Raw genomic sequence first — 19198 nt, forward strand, 5'->3', positions numbered from 1 at the left:
AACAATTGATATGATTATTAAATCATCAACTGATTTAGTTATGTATCTTACATAAAGAGAAAGGAATTAATTATCATGAAATTATCTTTGTATAGTGAAGTTGAACATTACCATTCTTTAAGTTCTTATTCTTTAAATGATATTACACATACTGATACCCCAAAAAATATTATTGAAAAGTCTAAAAAAGATAAGGATAGATACCCAATAGTAATACTTAATAAAGACCATAAAGTAATTGGTTTTTTTTGCCTACACCTAAACACTGGTCCTAAAGAGTACGGCTATTATCAAAATGATTATGCGCTTATTAGAGGATTTTCTATTGATGATAATTTCAGAAATCAAGGATATGGTTCTAATGCTCTGAATGGAATATTTGAATTCATAGATTCAACTTTAAAATTAGAAATTAACCATATTATATTGGCTGTAAATGAAAAAAATATATTGGCTCAAAAAGCATATAGAAATTCAGGTTTTTTTGTTGTGAAAAAAGATTTAGAAGGAAAAAGGGGGAAATTAATTATTATGGAGAAAAGCAAAAACTAGTATCATTACTAGTTTCTGCTTTTCACTAAGTCTTTAAAGTTAGTATTCTATCTTATTTCCACATTTTGAGAGAAATGATCTATATACTGAGATTTCATATTTTGCTCTTCTAAAATATCAAAGACTTGGATAGGCTGTTTCATTTTTTCAACACCAGTATCTAAATTCTTTTTAAATTCAAAGTAGCCCTTAGCATAAAGGAAAACAGTTTGTTCATAGTAATTTAATTCGTTATCTAATAGTTTTGTAATCTCTGCAATAAGAAATGTGCAATTATGAAATTTTTCTTTATCAATACTTAATATCAAACAATTAATGGCAAGTTGAGTAACTAATCTTTTATTTGTTTTGTTTAGGTGTGAAAGATATGGAAAGGTCAATAAAGTTTTATAGAGATGGTTAAGGATATAAGACTGATTGCAGAGAAAATAATCCGTCAGTATGCTTTTTTGATACTCCGGGAACAAAGTTTGAACTATTTCCTTTGGAACAATTAGCAAAAGATATTGATGAAAATAATCCACCAAAAGGGAATGGATTTTCAGGAATTACATTAGCCTACAATGTTGAACATAAAGAAGATGTAGAGACTGTAATTGCATTAGTAAGAAAAGCAGGTGGAAAAATTGTAAAAGAGCCAAAGGAAGTATTTTGGGGTGAATAATCACGCATATTTTTCGGATTTAGATGGATACTATTGGGAAGTTTCATGGGGACCGAATTTTCAATTTGATGAAAATGGATTGCTGAAATATTGAGGATAAATAGGGAAAGAGTTTGCCATAAAGTAAGGAATATTTGATTTTGAAGGAGGTAACCATAGTGAATGAATTTAATGAATTTGTTCGTGAGATTTTTTCTGCAGCAGGTGATATTGTCATAAGATCCATGATGGGCGGCTACCTTATATATTTTAACGGTAAGCTGATAGGTGACATTTGCGATAATGAACTATTTTTAAAGAGAACGCCGACATCGGACAAACTTCTTGCAGACTCAGAATTGCGTTATCCGTATGAGGGTTCAAAGACATTGATGTATGCATTCGACAGATTTGAGGATATGGATTTGATTAATGAACTACTGAAAGGTATGTATGCGGAACTGCCAGAAAAGAAACCTAAGAAAGCTAAATGAGACAAACAAGCTTCAGTTTGTTGAATTTAGCAAGGTACAAGTTTTTATGAGATGAAGCCTATAAAATTTGTACGGATACTGTAGGGTAAGAAAAGAAAAAATATTTTCATTCTAAAGTTTAAGTTTAAACATTAACTCTATCCCTTTCGTTCTATAATATAGAAGTTTACTAGCACCACATGTTGAGGCAGTATCACTGCTTGTACGAGCTGATACTTTAGCGAAGTAGAAGTAGATTTTCGGCACATGCGATAGGACTCGTAGAAAGAGGAGGGGCACCGACGAAATGATACGGTAAGTCCGAACCGCCGAGTGTGTATCTTTGCCGTAAAAGCCTAGAAAGCTTGGTATGAATCAATAATGAAAAGCCTTGATTGTAAGGCTTTTTTTGCATTTTTGTGATAGAATATAGTTAGTTATAAATCGAGAGCAAATAAGAAACAGTAAAAATATTATTCATTAAATAATCAAGATAAGGAAGATAAAATGACAGAAATTGACAAAAAGAATTTAAAAAATTATCTTTATTTTACTTTTGGAATTACTTATATAGCTTGGGGGATTCTTGCCATCTTTACGCAATCTCATATTTTGGGATTAGAAACAATTATAGGGAGAATGTTACATATAGTAGGGGCACTTGGTCCAGCTATTGCAAGTGGCTTTTATTTGAAAAGGAATAATATAAAATTTCAACATTTTCTATTTAGTAAGAAAGGAAATAGTAGTATTTATTTCATTATTCATTTGTTAGCAATTTTGATACTATTTTCTGTATCTTCCTTAGAATTAAATGAAGTATCAATTTATCTGATTCCATTATTCTTTATACAACTAATTTTTTTTGGTGGTGGACATGAAGAATTAGGATGGAGAGGTGTATTACAACCGTTACTTGATAAAAAATATACTTATTGGCAATCTAATTTGATTGTAGGTTCAATCTGGGGAATTTGGCATCTGCCTTTATGGTTTATAGTTGGAGAAAGTCATCAAGGATTTCCTTTTATTTTATTTTTTGTATATACATTATTTTTAAGTTTTGTTTTAGGACTTCTTTATCGTCAAACGAAATCTGTGGGATACTGTATATTATTTCATGCGTTCGCAAATTTGTTAAATCTCTATTTTGTGTTAAAAATTAATCTTATTTTTATTATCATTTTTATTGCTTATTTGATTTACACGATATTGGCTAGTAATAGAATTAGTAAGGAATAATATTTTAAAATTTAAATCAGCATATCCTTTATTGAAAGTAACGAGTGGTCTATCTAGATAATTAATGTTAGAGATTTTCTGTTTGAAGTGGTATCACTGCTTGTTTAAACAGATTAAACAAAGATGTAGCTAGGAAAGTCTTACATTAAGGAGTTTAAATATGAAATTCCATGAATTTGGTGATAAGAATTTGCCTTCTATCTTGCTGATACATGGCGGTGGCAGTTCTTGGTGGAATTATCTTAGTCAAGCACGAATCTTGTCAAAAGAATACCGTATTATTCTACCCACTTTGAATGGCCACGGAGAGGAATATCAACTTGATTATGTTTCTACGGAAGATTCTGCTTTGGAGATTCTAGACTATATCAAAGCAAACTGTGGTGGGAAATTGTTTGCAATCGGTGGTGTTTCACTTGGTGGTCAAATTGCTATGGAGCTTTTGTCATTAGACAGAGATATAGCTGAGAAAGCCATCATAGATGGAACCCTCTGTATTCCTCAACCAAGGTTGGCTAAAATCAGCATTTTTCTGGTATGTCTATTTGGCAAACTGATGTTTAGTAAATTCTCTTGTAAACTTCAGTTAAGCATGATGAACAAAATATATCCTAAACTCGCTTATCCAGAGGAAATAAAAGATTATTATTTGGAGGATCTGCCAAGGACGCCTATCAAAACATTGGTGACCATTTACAAAACCTATATGGGGCATTACAAGCTGAAGGACACGATTTCTGCAAGCAAGTCGCAGATTCTGTATATCTATGGTGAAAAAGAATTGAACTATGTGAAAGAGTCAGCTAGATTGTTTCAGCAGCTACATTCCAATACGATCCTGTATGAAGCAAAGGGCTATAACCACGGCTATTTATCAGCTTACCTGCCTCAAGAGTGGATTAATTTGGTAGTGCCATTTTTAAAGAGCAATGTGTAATGAATCTGATATATCATAAGGAGGAATCTGATGCTAGGAGCAATAGTTGGAGACATTGTTGGTTCTGTTTACGAATGGGACAACATTAAAACGAAAGACTTTCCATTATTTCGTGATGATTGTTTTTTCACTGATGATACGGTTATGACCTGTGCTGTTGCAGAAGCCATTATGAATGGCGGTCGGAAGGATGACTTTATTGATACCATGAAAAAATATGGTAGGATGTATCCCGATGCAAGTTACGGTGCTCGATTTAACCAGTGGCTGATGACCGACAACCGTGAGCCTTACAATAGTTTTGGAAATGGTTCTGCGATGCGTGTTTCTCCGTGCGCTTGGGTGATGGATGCCACAACAGACGAGTTGCCGTCCGAGGTGAAACGTCTGGCGCAACTTTCTGCAGAAGTGACGCATAACCATCCAGAAGGAATCAAAGGAGCAATGGCTACAGCGGATACAATCTATATGTGCCGTTATTTCTTTGGTGGTGATGGTAGCGATAACCCTGCGGAGATTAAAAGACGTATTAAGGAACATATCGAGAAAGAGTATGGATATGACCTTTCGAAAACGTTAGATGAAATTCGTCCTACGTACCGTTTTAATGAAACCTGTCAGGATACCGTTCCTCAGGCCATCGTTGCCTTTCTAGAAAGTACAGATTTTGAAGATGCGATTCGAAATGCGATTTCTCTTGGTGGGGACAGCGACACTCTCGCTGCAATCACAGGGAGTATCGCCGAAGCAGCTTATGGGATTCCTGAGTGGATTAAGGACAAGGCCTATAGCTATCTCGATGAGCCTTTGAAAGAGGTGCTCAGACGATGGGAAGGAAAGTTGGCTGAATTTATAAAAATAAGGCTATTGCTCGATAATAGTTAAATTTCCCAGATCAGATGGAGGTGAACCGAGTGATTCAACTTAACCGTTTTAAAAAAGTAAATGAAAATTGTTTAATTAACAATCATAAACAATCCTATAAGCGTTTTGAAAATATAGATACTAATGTAGGCACTTTAATCGGCAGCTATCAATCTCAGAAAAATAACTTAACTTGGCTTGCTTATCGAAAAAGTAGCCATGAAATTCGGATTGAAGTGAGAGACGAACAGAATTTTCAAAGTTACTATTTAGATTTGGAAGATAACTTTCTTGATTCTGAAATAACTTTTAAGGGCTTCTCCGATAATAGAATCATCGTTTCATTGACAGCGGGACAGGATGGTTCACAGGACTTTTGCCTTGAATTTTTGAATCATGAGCTAAATGTGAGACATAAATTTCCACGAAATTTGGCGTTTGTTTTTACGATTGACAAGGAAAGTTCGTTGCTGGTGAATTTTTACACGACAGAATTTTATAAAATATCGAATCATGATTTCCAAATAAAATCTAGTCAACAATTTCCTATATTTGAACAGGATGGGTTATCAAACGTTTGGAAGATTAACAATTCTTACGGTGTATTCTCTACAACAGAAGAAAGATGGTTTGTGTTTCATTTAGAGACATTAGAGCTCGTTGATGAAATGATACTAGAAAAATGCCATGGAGAATACTCTGGGGTAGACACACTGTTTCAGACAAGCAATCAATTGATATTTAGATGCTATCAATACAATGAAGAAACAAAAGAAGTCGAATACATGAGTGTGGAAAAGAATGATTTAGAGAGCATGATTGAACAATCACGCTAAGGAAAGTTTAGGAGGGGTATCGATGCATATATTGGAATTGTATCAAAATCCTTCCTATGAAGATCTAGTTGCATTTGGGTCCTTAAAAGAAGGAAAAGAATTTGTATCCAAAATAACTGGATATACTCTAGAAAATGAAGATGATTTTGTTCAAGGGAATAAAGTAGAAATAACGAACATTTAGATGAAAGGTTTAGAGTAAACATGAGTCTCTTATTTGAAGAATTTAAAACCATTTGTTTCCATTTAAATCGAGTCGGAATTACACCGACACTGATGGGATCTTTGGGATTGGAGTTTAGAACGAAAGAAAATTGGGAGCCGTCTGACATTGACATTCATGTGCCTGGTGACCCTAGAGGTTGGGAAGCACCTGATCATCTCAGAATTTATGACTGGGACAAGATAATGAAAGTGATGAAAGACTTAGGCTACGTCTTAATAGATATTCATGAGCATGAATTCAAAAAGGATCGAGTGAGTGTTGAATTTGGAAGTATCGATTCCTTACCTGATTTTGCAGGAGTTTCGGAATCGGATATAGAGCTTATTCACATTGAAGGCATCACTTTTCGTCTTCCAAGTCTGGAGCAGTATCTAAGTATTTACAAAGCTTCTTCTCAAGACTCCTATCGAAATGATCACAATAACAATAAGGATTTTAAAAAGATCGAGTGGCTGGAAAGACATTTGTAAATTATCATATGAAAAGTAGTAAGTTGTAAGACTGGTTGTCATGTTATTTTTATTATCATTTTTATTGCTTATTTTAATTTATACTATATTGGCTAGTAATAGAATTAGTAAAGAAAAGGATTTTAAATTTTAGAAAAGGAAGTATTGTCATGGGAATATTCGATGATTTTGAGTACAAAGAAAACTACCAAAATGAAGAAAAAGTAATTGAAGTACTTAAAAAGATTTTAAGAGCAATTCATCTAAATAATTATAGAGATATTATGGATTGTGTTGATGGTTCAGAAGTTGATGATGTAAGAGAGTTGCTTGAATATATTGACGATTCATTACAATTAAATGATTTTGATAAAATTGATGAATATGGTGTAGAATGTAATTTCCATCCGAACTATGAGTATTCTCAACTACAAGTTTATGAATTTAATGATCAAACAGGATTTGCTGTTGAATATCAGATGACCTCCGATTCTGAATTAGTAGATTTAACCCTACAATTAGAATTTTTATACAATGAGGATGGTTTCAAATTAACTTCTATAGATGTAGATCCTGGATAAACTTTAGTTAAATATTTTCGTTATGAAATATATGCGTAGACTAAGGATAGATAATTAGGTTGTAAGTCGCTTAAATCTTGGTTGGTTTTTCAAATATTGGAAGGATTAATGATGTATCTATTAGAATTGTACCAAAACAATTATTCAAAGGATTTAGTCGTATTTGAGACTTTAGAAGAAGGGAAAGACTTTGTAGCTCAAATCCCTGGATATACTCAAGAAAATGAAGATGGTTTTGAAGTAGAGTATGTTAATCCTAAACAATTGCCGGATTATATGGAAATTGTCTTCAATGGAAATATTGTCCCTTTATCTAGATTTTCGTTTGAACCCGAAGAAAATGTCGAGATTATTTTGAAAGAAATTTCGAATTTATCCGTTAAAAACGATAAAGTGATAGAAGGAGCTACAAAAGTCGATGCCTATGTCGTTAATAACGATGAAGTCAAAGCCTATATCGAAGCAAGAGAAGCAAACTTCCGAAAGGTAAAAACTTTCTTAGAAAGCAAAGGTTATGAAGTCGACAGAAGCTTTTTCGGAAGCGAAGACGGCGAAGCAATTCTCTACAGAAAGAAAGACGCCAAAGATTGGCACTTCTTATGTCACTTAGATCCAATATTTGTAGAGTTTGAAGATGTAGAGGAATATGTGGAAGAAGCGATAGAAGAAATGCAATAGTCAAATTAAATTCCTCGTGAGTGAGTAGCTTTGCTGGTAAAAGAGTAAAAACCTTTTAAAGAAGAAAATCTTTTACGTCTTAATGTAGATTGGTTAGTTTAAATATAATTTCTATCAAGCTGTAGGGTTGGAGAAATAAGATGATTTGGGATAAAGAATATTTTTCAAAATTTGAATTTATTATCTATTGTGGATGTGAAATTATTGGTTATTTTAAGTGTAATTTGATGACCTCTGAACTGTCTTACCAAGAATCTAGTAATCGTGGAATAATCTCCTTTGAACATAGTCAAAAACTGTCAGAAAAAGCTCTGTCAAAACTCATGCTCTATACGCATCTTATTGATTTTGAACAATATAGAACGGGGAACAATTCAAATAAGAAGGATAAAATTATTGGTTATAGAGATGTATTTTCGATAACTTTTAAGGGCTATAGCCAAGATGGAAAACCCTTGCTGATTTATAAGATGGAATATGTATACAAGGATTGGTACAAAAGACCGGTTGATAAACTATACAATTTTATCAGTAATACCTATTTTTCAGACTTCCAAAATAATAGCTGTTTTATTGCTCAAGGTTTGATGGCTGGTGTACTTCCATTTTAGACATAATAGAAAGGTTTAATAAATAGTGAAATCAAAAAAATTATTACTTATAAACGGAATCAGTGCCATAATTGGATTTTATGTGATAGTTTATGCCTCTTCTGGTAGAGAGGGGGGAAAAATTTTCTATTTAATCTCTCGGTTTGTTGAAGTTCCTGATTTGAGAAATATGGTCTATTTCACCTGTTTTATATTGCTAATTTTGGCTTTTCTGGCATTTTTTCTCCATGATGAGAACTCAAAAGTCAATAATAAAACCTATCAGTTTCTGTTTACTGCATCCATTCTAGGATTTGTTCCCTTTTTTTCCTATTTTTCTAGTATATTAGCTTTAGTCTCAGGGGTTTTGTACCTGACAGACTATGTGACTTTATCTAAGAAGGATGTGTAGGAATTAAACTATTGTCGCTTTAATGTTTTTAATGAGTTATTGAATGTGACCCTGCAAGCTTATAGATGGAGTTACAATAGCACAAATGATATAATCAGTTACTAGACATTTTGCGATATCTTTAAGGAGAATTATAAATGAATAAAATAATGGTAATCATCAATCCAACCTCTGGTGGCGAAAAGGCCTTGGATTATAAGGTGAAACTGGAGAATAAAGCCTTAGATTACTTTGAGCATGTGGAAACCAGAATCACTGAGAAAGCTCTTGATGCGACAAACTTTGCAACAGAAGCTTCTAAAGAGAAGTATGATGCTGTCCTTGTTTTCGGTGGAGACGGGACTGTCAATGAAGTCATCTCAGGTATTGCTGAGAAAGACTACATTCCGAAACTCGCGATTATCCCAGGAGGAACTGGAAATCTCATCACGAAACTATTAGAAATCAATCAGGATATTGATGGAGCCATTGACGAGCTTGATTTTAGTTCTACGAATAAGATTGATATCGGAAAATCAAATGGAAATTATTTTGGTTATATCTTTAGTATTGGCTCACTACCAGAAGCCATCCATAACGTTGGGATAGAAGATAAAACAAAGTTTGGTATGCTGGCATATGCGGTTAATACTGTAAAGTCTGTCGTGACAGATCAAGCATTTAACATTCAAGTTGAAACAGAAAATGGAAACTATATTGGAGAAGCAAGTCACGTTTTAGTTCTCCTAACCAATTATTTTGCTGATAAGAAGATTTTTGATGAAGACAAGGACGGATATGCAAACGTTCTGATTCTTAAAGATGCCTCAATCCTTACTAAATTGTCAGTCATCCCTGATTTATTAAAAGGGGATGTTGTCATGAATGAGAATATCGAGTATATCAAAGCTCGTCATATAAAAATTTCTTCAGATACTGCCTTAGAAACGGATGTTGATGGTGACAAATCTGATGACCTACCAGTAGAAATCAAGGTACTAGGACAGCATATCGAAGTCTATTCTCAACCGAAAGAATAAGAAACTTTTGAAAAGAATAATAGATAATAAAGGAGGCGATAATGATGAAGTTTTTAGCAATTAATCCTATTCCAGTTAAAAAAAGAATGATTGAATTACTATTTGATTATCTTTTCATTCTAGCTTATTTAATTCTATTGGCTCTAGGTTCCTTTGTTTATTATCTTATTTTTCAAAATGGCATGCAGCAACCAACAGAATTTGAGTCGCAGTCCATTACATTTTTCACTTCTGTTTTGCCAATCACGCTCATTTTTACATATTTGGATTATACAAAAAATGGTAGCATTGGCAAGAAAAAAGCAGAGCTTCAACTGGTTTACGAGAAAAAAACAGTACAAGCTAGCCTAATTAGAAATGCTATCAAATTTTTACCTTGGCAAATAGGTCATATGTCTGCCATTCATAGTGTTTATAGTGGTTTTGATCTATTATATTTTATCCTCTGCTATACATCTATTTTATTTTTGGTAGTCTTACTAGCAATGTCTATTTTTAGGAAAGATAAGCGACATTTAGGTGACCTTCTAGCTCATACACAGCTACAGCTAAAAGGTGAATGAAGTTAAAAATTTTGTTTATATTTCAGCTATTTTCAAAAACAAACAAGAAGGAGCGAGCCATGTGTCAGCTTCTTTTTTGGTTTTAAAATAATTTACATTTAGTGAGAAATATTTGGACTTGAAATGAATTTGAACTATAATATAAGAGAGGATGATCGACTTGAAAAAATCTTAGTAAAAAGGAAACATTTTATGAAAGTATCTAAAAAAATCAGATTAATGAGCTGTTGTGGTTTAGCTATCTTTACTTTAGCTGCCTGTGGTACAAACCAAAACCAATCTATGGAAAAACAGAACAGTTCAACTACTACGTTGGCCAGCTCAGATAAAGAGAACTACAAGGGAACCTATAGCAATCTCAATAGCAAGGAAAGTGTAGAAGAAGTTCGAAAAGCCTTGGCTGCACATTTGGATAAAGAAAGTATTGATGCATTTTTCAACCTAGTAAATGATTACAACGCCACTGTTGGTTCAGTAGGCTTAACTGGGGATTTTTCTACATTTACCAAAACAGACTATGATGTTGAAAAGATAAGCAATCTTTGGGCACCCAAAAAAGGTGATTTTGTTGGTACCAACTGTCGCATTAACAGCTATTGTTTATTAAAAAATTCTATCGAAATCCCTAAGTTAGAGAAAGACGATTCCCTCTTGTTTGTCGATAACGATGCCATTGACAAAGGAAAAGTTTTTGGTGCGAAAGACAAGGATGCTTTTGATACTTTATTTTCAAGAGTCAAGACTGAAGCAACGACAGATGTGAAGGTTCATGCTGCAAAGATGGAACAATTCCTTTCTCAATTCAAGTTTAATGAAAATGCAAGAATGCTCTCTGTAGTAGTCCATGATGACTTGGATGGTCAATCGCTCTTTATTGGTCATGTCGGAATACTTGTGCCAAGCGAAGACGGCTATCTCTTTGTCGAAAAGCTGACCTTTGAAGAGCCTTATCAAGCCATCAAATTTGCGACCAAGGAAGATTGTTACAAATATCTAGATACAAAATACGAAAACTATACAGGAGAAGGTCTAGCTAAACCATTTATTATGGATAATGATAAGTGGGTTCAATTTTAAAGGAAGGCATTGAATTGGAAGAAGCACTGACATTCATAATGATTGTCTTAGGCGGAGTATGGGCTATTTGGGTTATCAAAGGAAATCAGCAGAAACCAAGAAAAAATGAAAGGTTTATTGGTTATATCAATCAATACGATGAAGATGGAGAACCCTACCAAGCTGAAGTTTGGGAAGTGACAGAAGATGAGGACTAGACATATGGAATTACAAGATTTTACGAAACAAGAACAAGAAATGATTAAAAAGGGATTAACTTTTTCTAAACTTAGCGATAAGGAAACAGCCGATAAGATAATCGCTCTAATTCCTCAAGAGATGATTAAGCGTATCCCGTTTTTTGTTAGAAAACATGCTATTACGCGTACGATTAAGAGAATCTCTCTTGAGTATCCGGAATTGTACGCTGTTGCTGAACAAGAAGGACAACTTCCTGAAAAGGAAGCTCAAGAATTGCGCCAAATACTTACAGATATTTTCCAAGAGAAAATGAACAAGCATAAGATTAAATAGGAGTTGAGAATGGCTATTGATGGCGTTAAAATCATTGACAGTGATCAAGCTTATGACATTTACAATGAAGTAGTCGGTCGCTATAGAGATGGTGATCATGTGGCGAATATTATCAAGGATATCCTTGATACGGAGAAAGATGACTGTCAAACAGACTTTTTTACAGAAATTTATTGGACTGCATTTGCCTACTCACTGTGGAAGATTGGTCACCTGACTGACGATATCAGAGATAAAACCTTAGAGATTATTAAAAAAGGTCCAGATCCATTTTGGTTGGAAATAGATTCAAAGGCATTGAAGCAAAGGCAAAAGGTCTTGGAAAAACTTGCAGTTCAATTGCAAACTGAAAATCCTAGACCTCTAAAGGTTCCTAAAGCAAAGGCTAAACGCAAATCTTACTTTGAAGAAGGAGATATCCTTGCTGTTAAGTTTGAAGATGAGTATGGTCTTGTATTTGTATCTATGATTGAGCAGAGTCCTAGAAAACTTGAGTACCATCTAGCTTGCACGCGCCTCTTACAAACAAAAAAGCCCACCATCGATGATTTTTTGACCAGTCAAATCTCCTGTAAGATGGACAATACGAAGTTTGCTCTGGATACAGATTGCTGGTTCAATCACAAAGATTTAGGGCGATTATTAGAAAATATTGAAAAAATTGGACAGGTGAAACTCAGCCCATTTAGTCTTTGGATGCTGGCACCTGCCCATAATTTAGAAGATGTTTATGAAGAAATCACTAGAGATAAAGGCTCTTCTGGCCTACGGTTCATCGAAACCTATAAACTTGTCGATGATATTTTTTCAGTCTAATGTCTATCTGATAAGAGGAAAATAAGGGTGAATCATTCCCACATGCTATGTTGGGCTCTGACTCCATAGCTATCAATCGAACCATCTGAATTGAACTTGGATTCAATCCTGTATCTTTTCCAGAGATCGTAATCTGCTGTTTGAATGGTCAAGGTAAAGTTGTTGGGATTTTTACTTTCTTCATAATCAGTAGGATTTAGTTGAAAGATATCGATTAATTTTCGTGTTTGAAAGTCTTGGAGCTTGAGATTTGCTAGCTTGACATGATTAATGGAAATTTCTTCTAGTTGATTGTTATCCTTAGGTGTTCTGTAATAGGTGATGACGCAGTTTTTGAGCTGATCGGTATCTCTTCCCGTAGGAGTAAGGCTCATAAAGCCATAGGACTGATCATCCCGCTTGACTTCGAGAAGCTGACCGTAGTAGAAGTGGTCGTTTTTGGGATTGGTGATGGAGCTCTCTGCGCCTTTATCTCCAAAGGTAAAGCCTTGGTCCAAAAGCTCGGAAGCCTTGGTTTCTCCGATAATGACAGTGGTATCTTGAATGCTTACTGGAACAGGTTGAGCCGGAAGACCACTCATCATCATGCAAAACATAAACACATAGCTCGTTAAAAAAGCTGTCCCGACAAAAGCGTTGGTTGATGCATAGGCATGACTGTTTTGAAAGTTTTTGCTTATAGCCAGTACAACAAATTTACCAATACTTTTTAAAACCATACTAACAAGTACGATAAAAAATTGTTTTTTCAAACATTCATAAATGGCTTGAGGAAAGCTATTACCATGATAGTAGAAGACAGCCAATACGAGTAGATTTACGATTAAATAGATTAGCAAGAACCAATGAATCTCTTTAAGGGCATTGGTATCAGTGATTTCTTCATAGTCAACGTGAATTCTTCCTTGAACAGCATGGCCAAGTTTATAAATCCATTTGGGAATGTCTTTGCCTTTTTTAACCGCAACTACAAGTCTAATATAGAGATAGATAATAAAGCACAAGGATAGAAAGAAAAGAGCATAAAATCCTAAAACAATAGTGGTGAGCATGACTACTTCCCCCGTTTTTCAATTGCTAGAGAACAATTTTGTTAGCTCCATTATAGCACTTTCTAGGGAAATAGAGCTAGAAATATCCGTATGATACTAACTGATTCAAAGGAGTAAAATCATGGGAATGATTGCCAATTATCAATATTTAGCAGATAATGAATTAGAACAAATAAAAGGTCTTTCCAATCAAGAAGATGACTTGTTAGACTTTGCTGAGGATTCCGCTGATAGTCATGATATCTTAATAGATATCGACAAAATGTGGGATGCTCTTCTCTTTGTCATGACAGGATTTAGTAGTTCAGAATTTTTGGATGACAACCCCTTGAGAGAAGCGGTTTTAGGAGTGACTCCTTTAGAAGAAGTGTCTGAGTACATAGCCTATACTGAAAAAAACAAGATAGCCGAGATCGTAGAAGCTCTAGAAAGTTTTGACATGCACAGAGCCTTGGCGGACTTTAGCATGGAAGCATGCAAGAAAGCCGACTTGTATCCTGATATTTGGGATTATCTTGAGGATGAGGAAGAAATCAAGTCTTTCATTTTAACCTGCTTTGTCAAAATGAAAGACTTTTACAAGGAAATCTTAAACCACAAGGGGAATGTCTTAGTGACTATTTGTTAAGGTTTTTATAATCCATTAGAAAGGTAATCCTATGAATCCATATTTACAAAAATACATTACTATAAAGAAGCAATATATAGCCCAAGAGGGCAATCCATCAAGTGTCTCAGCTCTTTATGACTTAGCTGATGAATTAGCTAAGTCTGATGATTTAGAATCGAAGAAGGTCTTAGTGGATCTCTATGAGCAATTGGGTCTCTACACTAGTGCCTATAGCTTATTTATCGAAATCTTAGACAAACCTGATCGAAAACAGATAAAGAAACTGATCCGTTTACAAGAAATGAGTCAGAGTCATGGCGATCGTTTTGCCCTTCCTCGTCCTCTAAGAAAAGAAGAGAAGAAGCAGAGAACAGAGCTATCACAGTCTTTGCCACATTTTATCTACCATCCAGATCCTCTAGCAACGGGAGCTTTTGTAGAGGGAGAAGCCAAGGTTTGTCCATCTTGTGGGAAAAAAAGCAATGTTTATTATAACTTGCTCCCTTATTGTATCGACAACATAGAAAATCTTTGTCCATTTTGCATCGCAAACGGGCTAGCAGCAGAAAAATTTGATGCAGAATTTGTTCAAGATGCTGAGGGGCAGGGTGAATTGGATCCAGAAAAAGACCAGCTGCTTTTTTGCCAGACTCCTGGCTACTCTAGTTGGCAGGGAGAAAATTGGCTTTCTTGTTGCCAAGATTATTGTGCTTATTTGGGTACAGTTGGCACTCGAGAATTAAAGGCCATGGGAATTGCCGAGCAAGTTTTGGCAGACTATGAAGCGCGTGGAGAATATCAAGATATTGAAGAATACTTGGTTAAGGATGGCTCTCTTTGCGGCTACCTTTTCAGATGTCTTCACTGTCAAAAATACCAGATTTGGGTTGATGCGGATTAAATCGAAATGTGATTAGCTATAAAAATTAAAGTGAAGACTATGGAAGAACTAGAAGTATTCGAAGCTGCCTCCAAAGATTTATTAGATACTATGCAGGGATTTAAAGACAATCTATCTGCCCAATTGACGCTATTAGATAGTGATAACTGGCAGTATGATAAGGGATCGATAAAGGTTTGTAAGGCTGATGAGTCAGGATTCAAAAAAAGATGTAGGGTCGGAATCAGCTACAACTTGAAAGTCTCCCTATTAAACGAAGATGCCGAGCAAATCTGGTTACTGTTTAAAGACTGGTTCAACACTAGCAGATTGGGTCAAGTTGAAAGAAATCCTAATAATGAGGATTTGGGAAGATATGTCTTCTCAGCAAGTTCCCCTCTAGGTGATCAGGTAGCTTGTTCGATTTATTTGCCTAATGAGTGGAATATCCCTCAGATTAGCTTTTCAGGCTATCTAACAGCTCGTTATAGGGCTTGTGATCTTGATAAATAGCAAAAATAAGATGGAGGTTTTTAGAGATGAGAAAGATAGATTGGGACAAGATAAAGACTCGCTTAGATGCCTTGCTGGTCATTGATGAGTATCTAACAGATCCGAGTGAGGATTGGCTCAGACTCGTGATTAAAACTGAGGAAGACTATGGACTCCGCTACCTTATTGACAATGGCTCTGGTGATTCTTTAGATGTGATTTTGACTGATAAAATGATCCTCATAAAAGGTTTTGATCATGAAAGCAGTTTAAGCCAGTTTGCTGCTGACGAGTGGAATCAAGATATCATCGATAGTTTTTATAAAGGACTGGATGAAAAGTATGTCTCACTTTATTCAGAAGATCAAAAAGATGAAACAACCTTCTTTATCTGGTATGACGGTCATGCGCATCAATACACTTACCAAGATCAGGATGGTGGAGAATGGTTGCTTTCTTACCTTTTTGATAACTTTGAGAGATTTCAAGAGTTTGTGACTGACTATTATGAAATTACCGTAGATAAAGATTTACTTAGGAAACTCTACATGAAAGGCTTTCTTTCAGACCTAGAATTAAAGCAATTAATCCAAGATGATTAAGAGGCTTATTATGAGAGTGAACTATAAAAATACCCCTGAAAAATATCAAACTCTGGCGGAAATAATCATCCCACCCTTGCTTGATTTACTCAAAAGTTTAACCTTGTTAGAAGAGGAAATTTTTGAGCGTAACAGAGCACTGGATAAGGAAAAAGAAGCCCTTGGCATCCCAGCCAATCAAGTTCATCCTAAGTGGAATGAACTTATGGATGACTATTTTCAGAGGCAAATGCAACTTCTAACTGGACGAGTGACTCAAAAATGCTTGGAAGGAGGAGTTCGAAATTCTTATGGCTCCCCAAGTGAGTATAACTATGTTCAAACGAATGATTTTTCTGTAGATTTTATCATGACAAAAGCTGAAGAAGCAAGAGTCATCACCCATTATCAAGAAGCTTTAGAAATGAAGCATCAGTTTGTACTTAGATTGGTGGATGGAAATTGGCTACTTGATGAGAAATTCTACGGTTTTGAGGATGAGGAAACTTGGTATCTCGACTCACTTTGACCAAGATAGCTTTGCTTCCCAACTGATATGAAAAAAAGGAGAAGTCCTATGAATTTTTTAAAAAATCTATTTACTAGTAAGAAAGAAAAGTCAGAGAAGAAAAAACAACTGATCTTGTCCATGCCCCTCTTCAAAGGCAAGCAGGACTATTCTTTAGAACAGGTCGTTCAGGAATTGAAATCTCACTGGGGACTTGAAATTTCTGAAGTTTCTGGGGATGATTCTAGTGCAACCTTTGTGATTGATGGTGCTCTCGTTGCGCTGGCTTTAATGGATTTGCCTATCCCAAGTCAAGAATTTGAAGAATTGTATGCCTATTCTTACCTCTGGCAGGATGTTGAGAAGGAAACACAGGAGCACACACAACACGCTATTGTTTCTATCCTGTCTGACAATCTTTCGCCAGTAGAAACCTATTCCCTATTGACTAAAGTTAATTCCTCTATCCTAAAAACTAGTCAATCAGCTATTGGTATTTATCAGGGTTCTACCACCTTGCTCTTGCCCAAAGATCTTTATCTAGACCTGGCTGACCTTTTGAAAGAAGAAATGCTTCCCCTTCAACTCTGGATTTATATAGGAATTATCAACCAGGGAGATAAAACTAGTATTTACACTTATGGTTTGAAAGAGTTTGGAAAAACTGAGATTGAGATTATCGAGTCTCCTATGAATAGCGATGACTTATATTATTTCCTCTTGTCTATTCTTCAGTATGTTTTAGGTAGTGATGTCACCTTAAAGGACGGTGAAACCATTGGCTTTTCAGAAGATCAAAAAATCAAAATCACTGAATCAAAAGCAGTCTTTTTGGAAGGCAATTCCTTGAAATTAGATGTTTAGACTCAATGAAAATCAAAGAGTAAACCAGGAAGCTAGCCGCAGGTTGGTCAAAGCACTGCTTTGAGGTTGTAGATAAGACTGACGAAGTCAGCTCAAAATACTATTTTGAGGTTGCAGATGAAAGCTGACGTGGTTTGAAGAGATTATCGAAGAGTATTAGACTATGATTTAGAATTGAGTGCACTTCCTAGATTGAGGTTTTTATGAAGCGTGATATAAAAAAGTATTATCTCTACCGATTTTTGGTCTATAGATTTGAAAAACTTTCTTGTAAGAACCAAAGTCTCAAGGAAATAAAACCAGAGAAGAGAGAAAAATCGTTCTAGAGGCTACTCGAACTAGTCAAAAGATTATTCTAGTCCTTGGAATTCTTTATGTTTTGCTAAATTCTGCTATGTTCATTTACCTAAGACTCAATGATTTTCAAAATCCCTTATTGACTTGGTTTACTGACTACATCGACTATTTTGGGGGACTGATAAACAGAGAATGGCACGGTAGTTGGCGACAAAAGAAAGCTAGTTTTTTAATGATTGCTATACTGGCTTTACCGATTGTACTGATAGAAGGCGGCCCCTTCTTCTTGCTGGTCTTATTGATTGGGAATTGGACATTAAAGAGAAAGATAAGATTTGAGAGAGAAGATAAAGGAGTAGAGAGCCATGGGTAGAACGGTGATAATAGGTACTTTAATGGTTTTTGCAATCTTTAATCTGCTACTAGGTCTGGGCTTTTATCTTTTTCTTAAGAAAAGGAAAGAGAATGGGCAGTCATTGTACGAAACCCCTGTAAATCAACAAACTCGAACAGAAAAACTGGGCCTAGGCGAGATTTTGGTCTACCTGACACTTATTGCAATCGCAGGGATGTTTGCCTTTCAGACCTTAAATAGAGGTGGAGTTGGGAATTCTATTTTAGCCAAAATGATCCTCTTACCAGCTCTAATGGCCCTTTTCAATGCAAGAAAAAGGACTGGAAAGTCTTTACTTGCCCTCCTTATAACCTTTATGGTCTTTCTAGTAGGAGTCATGTTTAATCTCACGATTGGACTCCCACCTCAAGCACCGATTTTGCAAATTAATGAAAGTAAAATCACGTTAGCAGAAACAAAAGCAAGTGATTTGATGGAAGCTGGATTTGATATCTATGTAAGACAAGGTGATGGTGGTAGCGACTACGAAGACCTCCTGACAGACGGCAATTTCAAAAAGTATTCAGGAGATAAATCAGTTACTATCGAAAAAGGCTTCAGACTTGATAGCAATGCTGTTCCCTACGCTCCCTATTTACTAGCAAAAGATGGGATCGTTCTAGGAAGTGTTACTTTTTACAGTTCAGAGGAACAGAGTCTAGTTCTAGAAGATAGCAAGGTCATTCAGATACATTTTAATAAAGAGAGCATTGAGGCAGCCAAGTCCCATTCTATTTCTCTTAGGTTAAATGAACTAGACTTACTTGGGAAACTTGATTTAGATACTGTTACATCAAACTTTGAAAAGCATTTATGGTCAAGTCCGCCTACTAGTCCATCTGATACAAGTCAACTGTGGTATGGCTTGAACTGGTCCACTAATAGTGATCATCTCTTTTGGAATGAGTATTATAGTATCATTAGATTGGATGAAGATTATCAGATGATTGACTTTGAATTTGCAGCCCAGATAGCAAGGGACCAATAGATGTAATTGTTACAACAATGCTAGCTGCTTGCAGACTTCTCTTCGTTTAATAAAATGAAAA

26 protein-coding genes and 2 pseudogenes are annotated in these 19198 nt (G+C 35.2%); 26 read left to right on the top strand and 2 right to left on the bottom strand.

Annotation, left to right across the window (positions count from 1 at the left end):
- The first annotated feature begins 75 nt into the window (after positions 1-75).
- Positions 76-552, top strand: coding sequence for a GNAT family N-acetyltransferase (locus QM941_RS03450; protein WP_075567525.1), 477 nt, complete (start codon positions 76-78; stop codon positions 550-552).
- 47 nt (positions 553-599) lie between these two features.
- Here QM941_RS03450 and QM941_RS03455 read toward each other — a convergent pair whose 3' ends face one another.
- On the bottom strand, positions 600-932 hold the full coding sequence (locus QM941_RS03455; RefSeq protein ID WP_414338950.1) for a hypothetical protein: 333 nt from the start codon (positions 930-932) through the stop codon (positions 600-602).
- Here QM941_RS03455 and QM941_RS03460 point away from each other — a divergent pair.
- The 17 genes and pseudogenes from QM941_RS03460 to QM941_RS03540 all read left to right on the top strand — a co-directional run bounded on the left by QM941_RS03460 (position 920) and on the right by QM941_RS03540 (position 12471).
- Positions 920-1310, top strand: a pseudogene (locus tag QM941_RS03460) (VOC family protein). The gene QM941_RS03455 and the pseudogene QM941_RS03460 sit on opposite strands and share 13 nt — an antisense overlap.
- 64 nt (positions 1311-1374) lie before the next feature.
- Positions 1375-1689: a TfoX/Sxy family protein gene (locus QM941_RS03465; RefSeq protein WP_250307174.1), complete on the top strand. Its 315-nt coding sequence runs from the start codon at positions 1375-1377 to the stop codon at positions 1687-1689.
- Between the two features lie 486 nt (positions 1690-2175).
- Positions 2176-2910 (top strand): lysostaphin resistance A-like protein, encoded by a 735-nt coding sequence (locus QM941_RS03470; RefSeq protein WP_414338953.1) that lies wholly within the window; start codon positions 2176-2178, stop codon positions 2908-2910.
- 160 nt (positions 2911-3070) lie between these two features.
- On the top strand, positions 3071-3847 hold the full coding sequence (locus QM941_RS03475; protein ID WP_414338955.1) for an alpha/beta hydrolase: 777 nt from the start codon (positions 3071-3073) through the stop codon (positions 3845-3847).
- Positions 3848-3877: 30 nt separating this feature from the next.
- Entirely contained in the window at positions 3878-4732 is an 855-nt protein-coding gene (locus QM941_RS03480) for an ADP-ribosylglycohydrolase family protein (protein WP_414338958.1), read from the top strand.
- A 29-nt stretch (positions 4733-4761) separates the two neighbouring features.
- Positions 4762-5547, top strand: coding sequence for a hypothetical protein (locus QM941_RS03485; protein WP_414338960.1), 786 nt, complete (start codon positions 4762-4764; stop codon positions 5545-5547).
- Between the two features lie 22 nt (positions 5548-5569).
- Positions 5570-5731 (top strand): hypothetical protein, encoded by a 162-nt coding sequence (locus QM941_RS03490; RefSeq protein ID WP_414338962.1) that lies wholly within the window; start codon positions 5570-5572, stop codon positions 5729-5731.
- Between the two features lie 20 nt (positions 5732-5751).
- Entirely contained in the window at positions 5752-6243 is a 492-nt protein-coding gene (locus tag QM941_RS03495) for a nucleotidyltransferase (protein WP_414338965.1), read from the top strand.
- A 149-nt stretch (positions 6244-6392) separates the two neighbouring features.
- Positions 6393-6803 carry a hypothetical protein gene (locus tag QM941_RS03500; RefSeq protein WP_414338967.1) on the top strand — a complete coding sequence of 137 codons (411 nt, stop codon included), beginning with the start codon at positions 6393-6395 and terminating at the stop codon, positions 6801-6803.
- A gap of 111 nt (positions 6804-6914) precedes the next feature.
- Positions 6915-7481, top strand: a complete 567-nt coding sequence (locus tag QM941_RS03505) for a hypothetical protein (RefSeq protein WP_414339455.1) — start codon at positions 6915-6917, stop codon at positions 7479-7481.
- A 140-nt stretch (positions 7482-7621) separates the two neighbouring features.
- Entirely contained in the window at positions 7622-8092 is a 471-nt protein-coding gene (locus tag QM941_RS03510; RefSeq protein WP_414338970.1) for a hypothetical protein, read from the top strand.
- Between the two features lie 528 nt (positions 8093-8620).
- Positions 8621-9502: a diacylglycerol/lipid kinase family protein gene (locus QM941_RS03515; protein ID WP_414338972.1), complete on the top strand. Its 882-nt coding sequence runs from the start codon at positions 8621-8623 to the stop codon at positions 9500-9502.
- Positions 9503-9543: 41 nt separating this feature from the next.
- Positions 9544-10065, top strand: a complete 522-nt coding sequence (locus QM941_RS03520) for an RDD family protein (RefSeq protein WP_414338974.1) — start codon at positions 9544-9546, stop codon at positions 10063-10065.
- A gap of 192 nt (positions 10066-10257) precedes the next feature.
- The gene (locus QM941_RS03525) at positions 10258-11142 is read left to right on the top strand and encodes a DUF4300 family protein (RefSeq protein WP_414338977.1); all 885 of its coding nucleotides are present in this window, start codon (positions 10258-10260) and stop codon (positions 11140-11142) included.
- Positions 11127-11339 carry a hypothetical protein gene (locus tag QM941_RS03530; protein WP_316598430.1) on the top strand — a complete coding sequence of 71 codons (213 nt, stop codon included), beginning with the start codon at positions 11127-11129 and terminating at the stop codon, positions 11337-11339. Before QM941_RS03525 ends, QM941_RS03530 begins: the two co-directional genes overlap by 16 nt.
- Before the next feature lie 4 nt (positions 11340-11343).
- On the top strand, positions 11344-11655 hold the full coding sequence (locus tag QM941_RS03535) for a hypothetical protein (RefSeq protein ID WP_414338979.1): 312 nt from the start codon (positions 11344-11346) through the stop codon (positions 11653-11655).
- 9 nt (positions 11656-11664) lie between these two features.
- Positions 11665-12471, top strand: coding sequence for a hypothetical protein (locus QM941_RS03540; protein WP_414338982.1), 807 nt, complete (start codon positions 11665-11667; stop codon positions 12469-12471).
- Between the two features lie 32 nt (positions 12472-12503).
- Here QM941_RS03540 and QM941_RS03545 read toward each other — a convergent pair whose 3' ends face one another.
- Positions 12504-13523, bottom strand: coding sequence for a hypothetical protein (locus QM941_RS03545; protein ID WP_414338985.1), 1020 nt, complete (start codon positions 13521-13523; stop codon positions 12504-12506).
- 121 nt (positions 13524-13644) lie between these two features.
- On the opposite strand from QM941_RS03545, the gene QM941_RS03550 reads away from it, so the two are divergent.
- The 8 genes and pseudogenes from QM941_RS03550 (at position 13645) to QM941_RS03585 (ending at position 19137) form a co-directional block, all read left to right on the top strand.
- A complete protein-coding gene (locus QM941_RS03550) occupies positions 13645-14151 on the top strand; it encodes a YfbM family protein (RefSeq protein WP_414338988.1) in 507 nt (168 codons plus the stop codon).
- Between the two features lie 31 nt (positions 14152-14182).
- Positions 14183-15034 (top strand): CbrC family protein, encoded by an 852-nt coding sequence (locus QM941_RS03555; protein WP_414338991.1) that lies wholly within the window; start codon positions 14183-14185, stop codon positions 15032-15034.
- A gap of 39 nt (positions 15035-15073) precedes the next feature.
- Positions 15074-15526, top strand: coding sequence for a hypothetical protein (locus QM941_RS03560; protein ID WP_414338994.1), 453 nt, complete (start codon positions 15074-15076; stop codon positions 15524-15526).
- Between the two features lie 26 nt (positions 15527-15552).
- Entirely contained in the window at positions 15553-16107 is a 555-nt protein-coding gene (locus tag QM941_RS03565) for a hypothetical protein (protein WP_414338997.1), read from the top strand.
- Positions 16108-16117: 10 nt separating this feature from the next.
- Positions 16118-16615 carry a hypothetical protein gene (locus QM941_RS03570; protein WP_414338999.1) on the top strand — a complete coding sequence of 166 codons (498 nt, stop codon included), beginning with the start codon at positions 16118-16120 and terminating at the stop codon, positions 16613-16615.
- Between the two features lie 48 nt (positions 16616-16663).
- Positions 16664-17458, top strand: coding sequence for a DUF4261 domain-containing protein (locus tag QM941_RS03575; RefSeq protein ID WP_414339002.1), 795 nt, complete (start codon positions 16664-16666; stop codon positions 17456-17458).
- Positions 17459-17661: 203 nt separating this feature from the next.
- Positions 17662-18128 (top strand): annotated as a pseudogene (locus QM941_RS03580) (hypothetical protein).
- Positions 18121-19137, top strand: a complete 1017-nt coding sequence (locus tag QM941_RS03585; protein WP_414339005.1) for a hypothetical protein — start codon at positions 18121-18123, stop codon at positions 19135-19137. Before QM941_RS03580 ends, QM941_RS03585 begins: the two are co-directional and overlap by 8 nt.
- Positions 19138-19198 lie beyond the last annotated feature (61 nt).

The organism is Streptococcus timonensis (assembly GCF_047460355.1).
Taxonomy (GTDB): Bacteria; Bacillota; Bacilli; order Lactobacillales; family Streptococcaceae; genus Streptococcus; species Streptococcus timonensis_A.

Bases quoted from the DNA above. Each gene is read 5' to 3' on its own strand.
- QM941_RS03450 (WP_075567525.1), top strand. From the start codon at position 76: ATGAAATTATCTTTGTATAGTGAAGTTGAACATTACCATTCTTTAAGT.
- QM941_RS03470 (WP_414338953.1), top strand. From the start codon at position 2,176: ATGACAGAAATTGACAAAAAGAATTTAAAAAATTATCTTTATTTTACT.
- QM941_RS03475 (WP_414338955.1), top strand. From the start codon at position 3,071: ATGAAATTCCATGAATTTGGTGATAAGAATTTGCCTTCTATCTTGCTG.
- QM941_RS03480 (WP_414338958.1), top strand. From the start codon at position 3,878: ATGCTAGGAGCAATAGTTGGAGACATTGTTGGTTCTGTTTACGAATGG.
- QM941_RS03490 (WP_414338962.1), top strand. From the start codon at position 5,570: ATGCATATATTGGAATTGTATCAAAATCCTTCCTATGAAGATCTAGTT.
- QM941_RS03495 (WP_414338965.1), top strand. From the start codon at position 5,752: ATGAGTCTCTTATTTGAAGAATTTAAAACCATTTGTTTCCATTTAAAT.
- QM941_RS03500 (WP_414338967.1), top strand. From the start codon at position 6,393: ATGGGAATATTCGATGATTTTGAGTACAAAGAAAACTACCAAAATGAA.
- QM941_RS03505 (WP_414339455.1), top strand. From the start codon at position 6,915: ATGTATCTATTAGAATTGTACCAAAACAATTATTCAAAGGATTTAGTC.
- QM941_RS03510 (WP_414338970.1), top strand. From the start codon at position 7,622: ATGATTTGGGATAAAGAATATTTTTCAAAATTTGAATTTATTATCTAT.
- QM941_RS03515 (WP_414338972.1), top strand. From the start codon at position 8,621: ATGAATAAAATAATGGTAATCATCAATCCAACCTCTGGTGGCGAAAAG.
- QM941_RS03520 (WP_414338974.1), top strand. From the start codon at position 9,544: ATGATGAAGTTTTTAGCAATTAATCCTATTCCAGTTAAAAAAAGAATG.
- QM941_RS03525 (WP_414338977.1), top strand. From the start codon at position 10,258: ATGAAAGTATCTAAAAAAATCAGATTAATGAGCTGTTGTGGTTTAGCT.
- QM941_RS03535 (WP_414338979.1), top strand. From the start codon at position 11,344: ATGGAATTACAAGATTTTACGAAACAAGAACAAGAAATGATTAAAAAG.
- QM941_RS03540 (WP_414338982.1), top strand. From the start codon at position 11,665: ATGGCTATTGATGGCGTTAAAATCATTGACAGTGATCAAGCTTATGAC.
- QM941_RS03545 (WP_414338985.1), bottom strand. From the start codon at position 13,523: ATGCTCACCACTATTGTTTTAGGATTTTATGCTCTTTTCTTTCTATCC.
- QM941_RS03550 (WP_414338988.1), top strand. From the start codon at position 13,645: ATGGGAATGATTGCCAATTATCAATATTTAGCAGATAATGAATTAGAA.
- QM941_RS03555 (WP_414338991.1), top strand. From the start codon at position 14,183: ATGAATCCATATTTACAAAAATACATTACTATAAAGAAGCAATATATA.
- QM941_RS03560 (WP_414338994.1), top strand. From the start codon at position 15,074: ATGGAAGAACTAGAAGTATTCGAAGCTGCCTCCAAAGATTTATTAGAT.
- QM941_RS03565 (WP_414338997.1), top strand. From the start codon at position 15,553: ATGAGAAAGATAGATTGGGACAAGATAAAGACTCGCTTAGATGCCTTG.
- QM941_RS03570 (WP_414338999.1), top strand. From the start codon at position 16,118: ATGAGAGTGAACTATAAAAATACCCCTGAAAAATATCAAACTCTGGCG.
- QM941_RS03575 (WP_414339002.1), top strand. From the start codon at position 16,664: ATGAATTTTTTAAAAAATCTATTTACTAGTAAGAAAGAAAAGTCAGAG.
- QM941_RS03585 (WP_414339005.1), top strand. From the start codon at position 18,121: ATGGGTAGAACGGTGATAATAGGTACTTTAATGGTTTTTGCAATCTTT.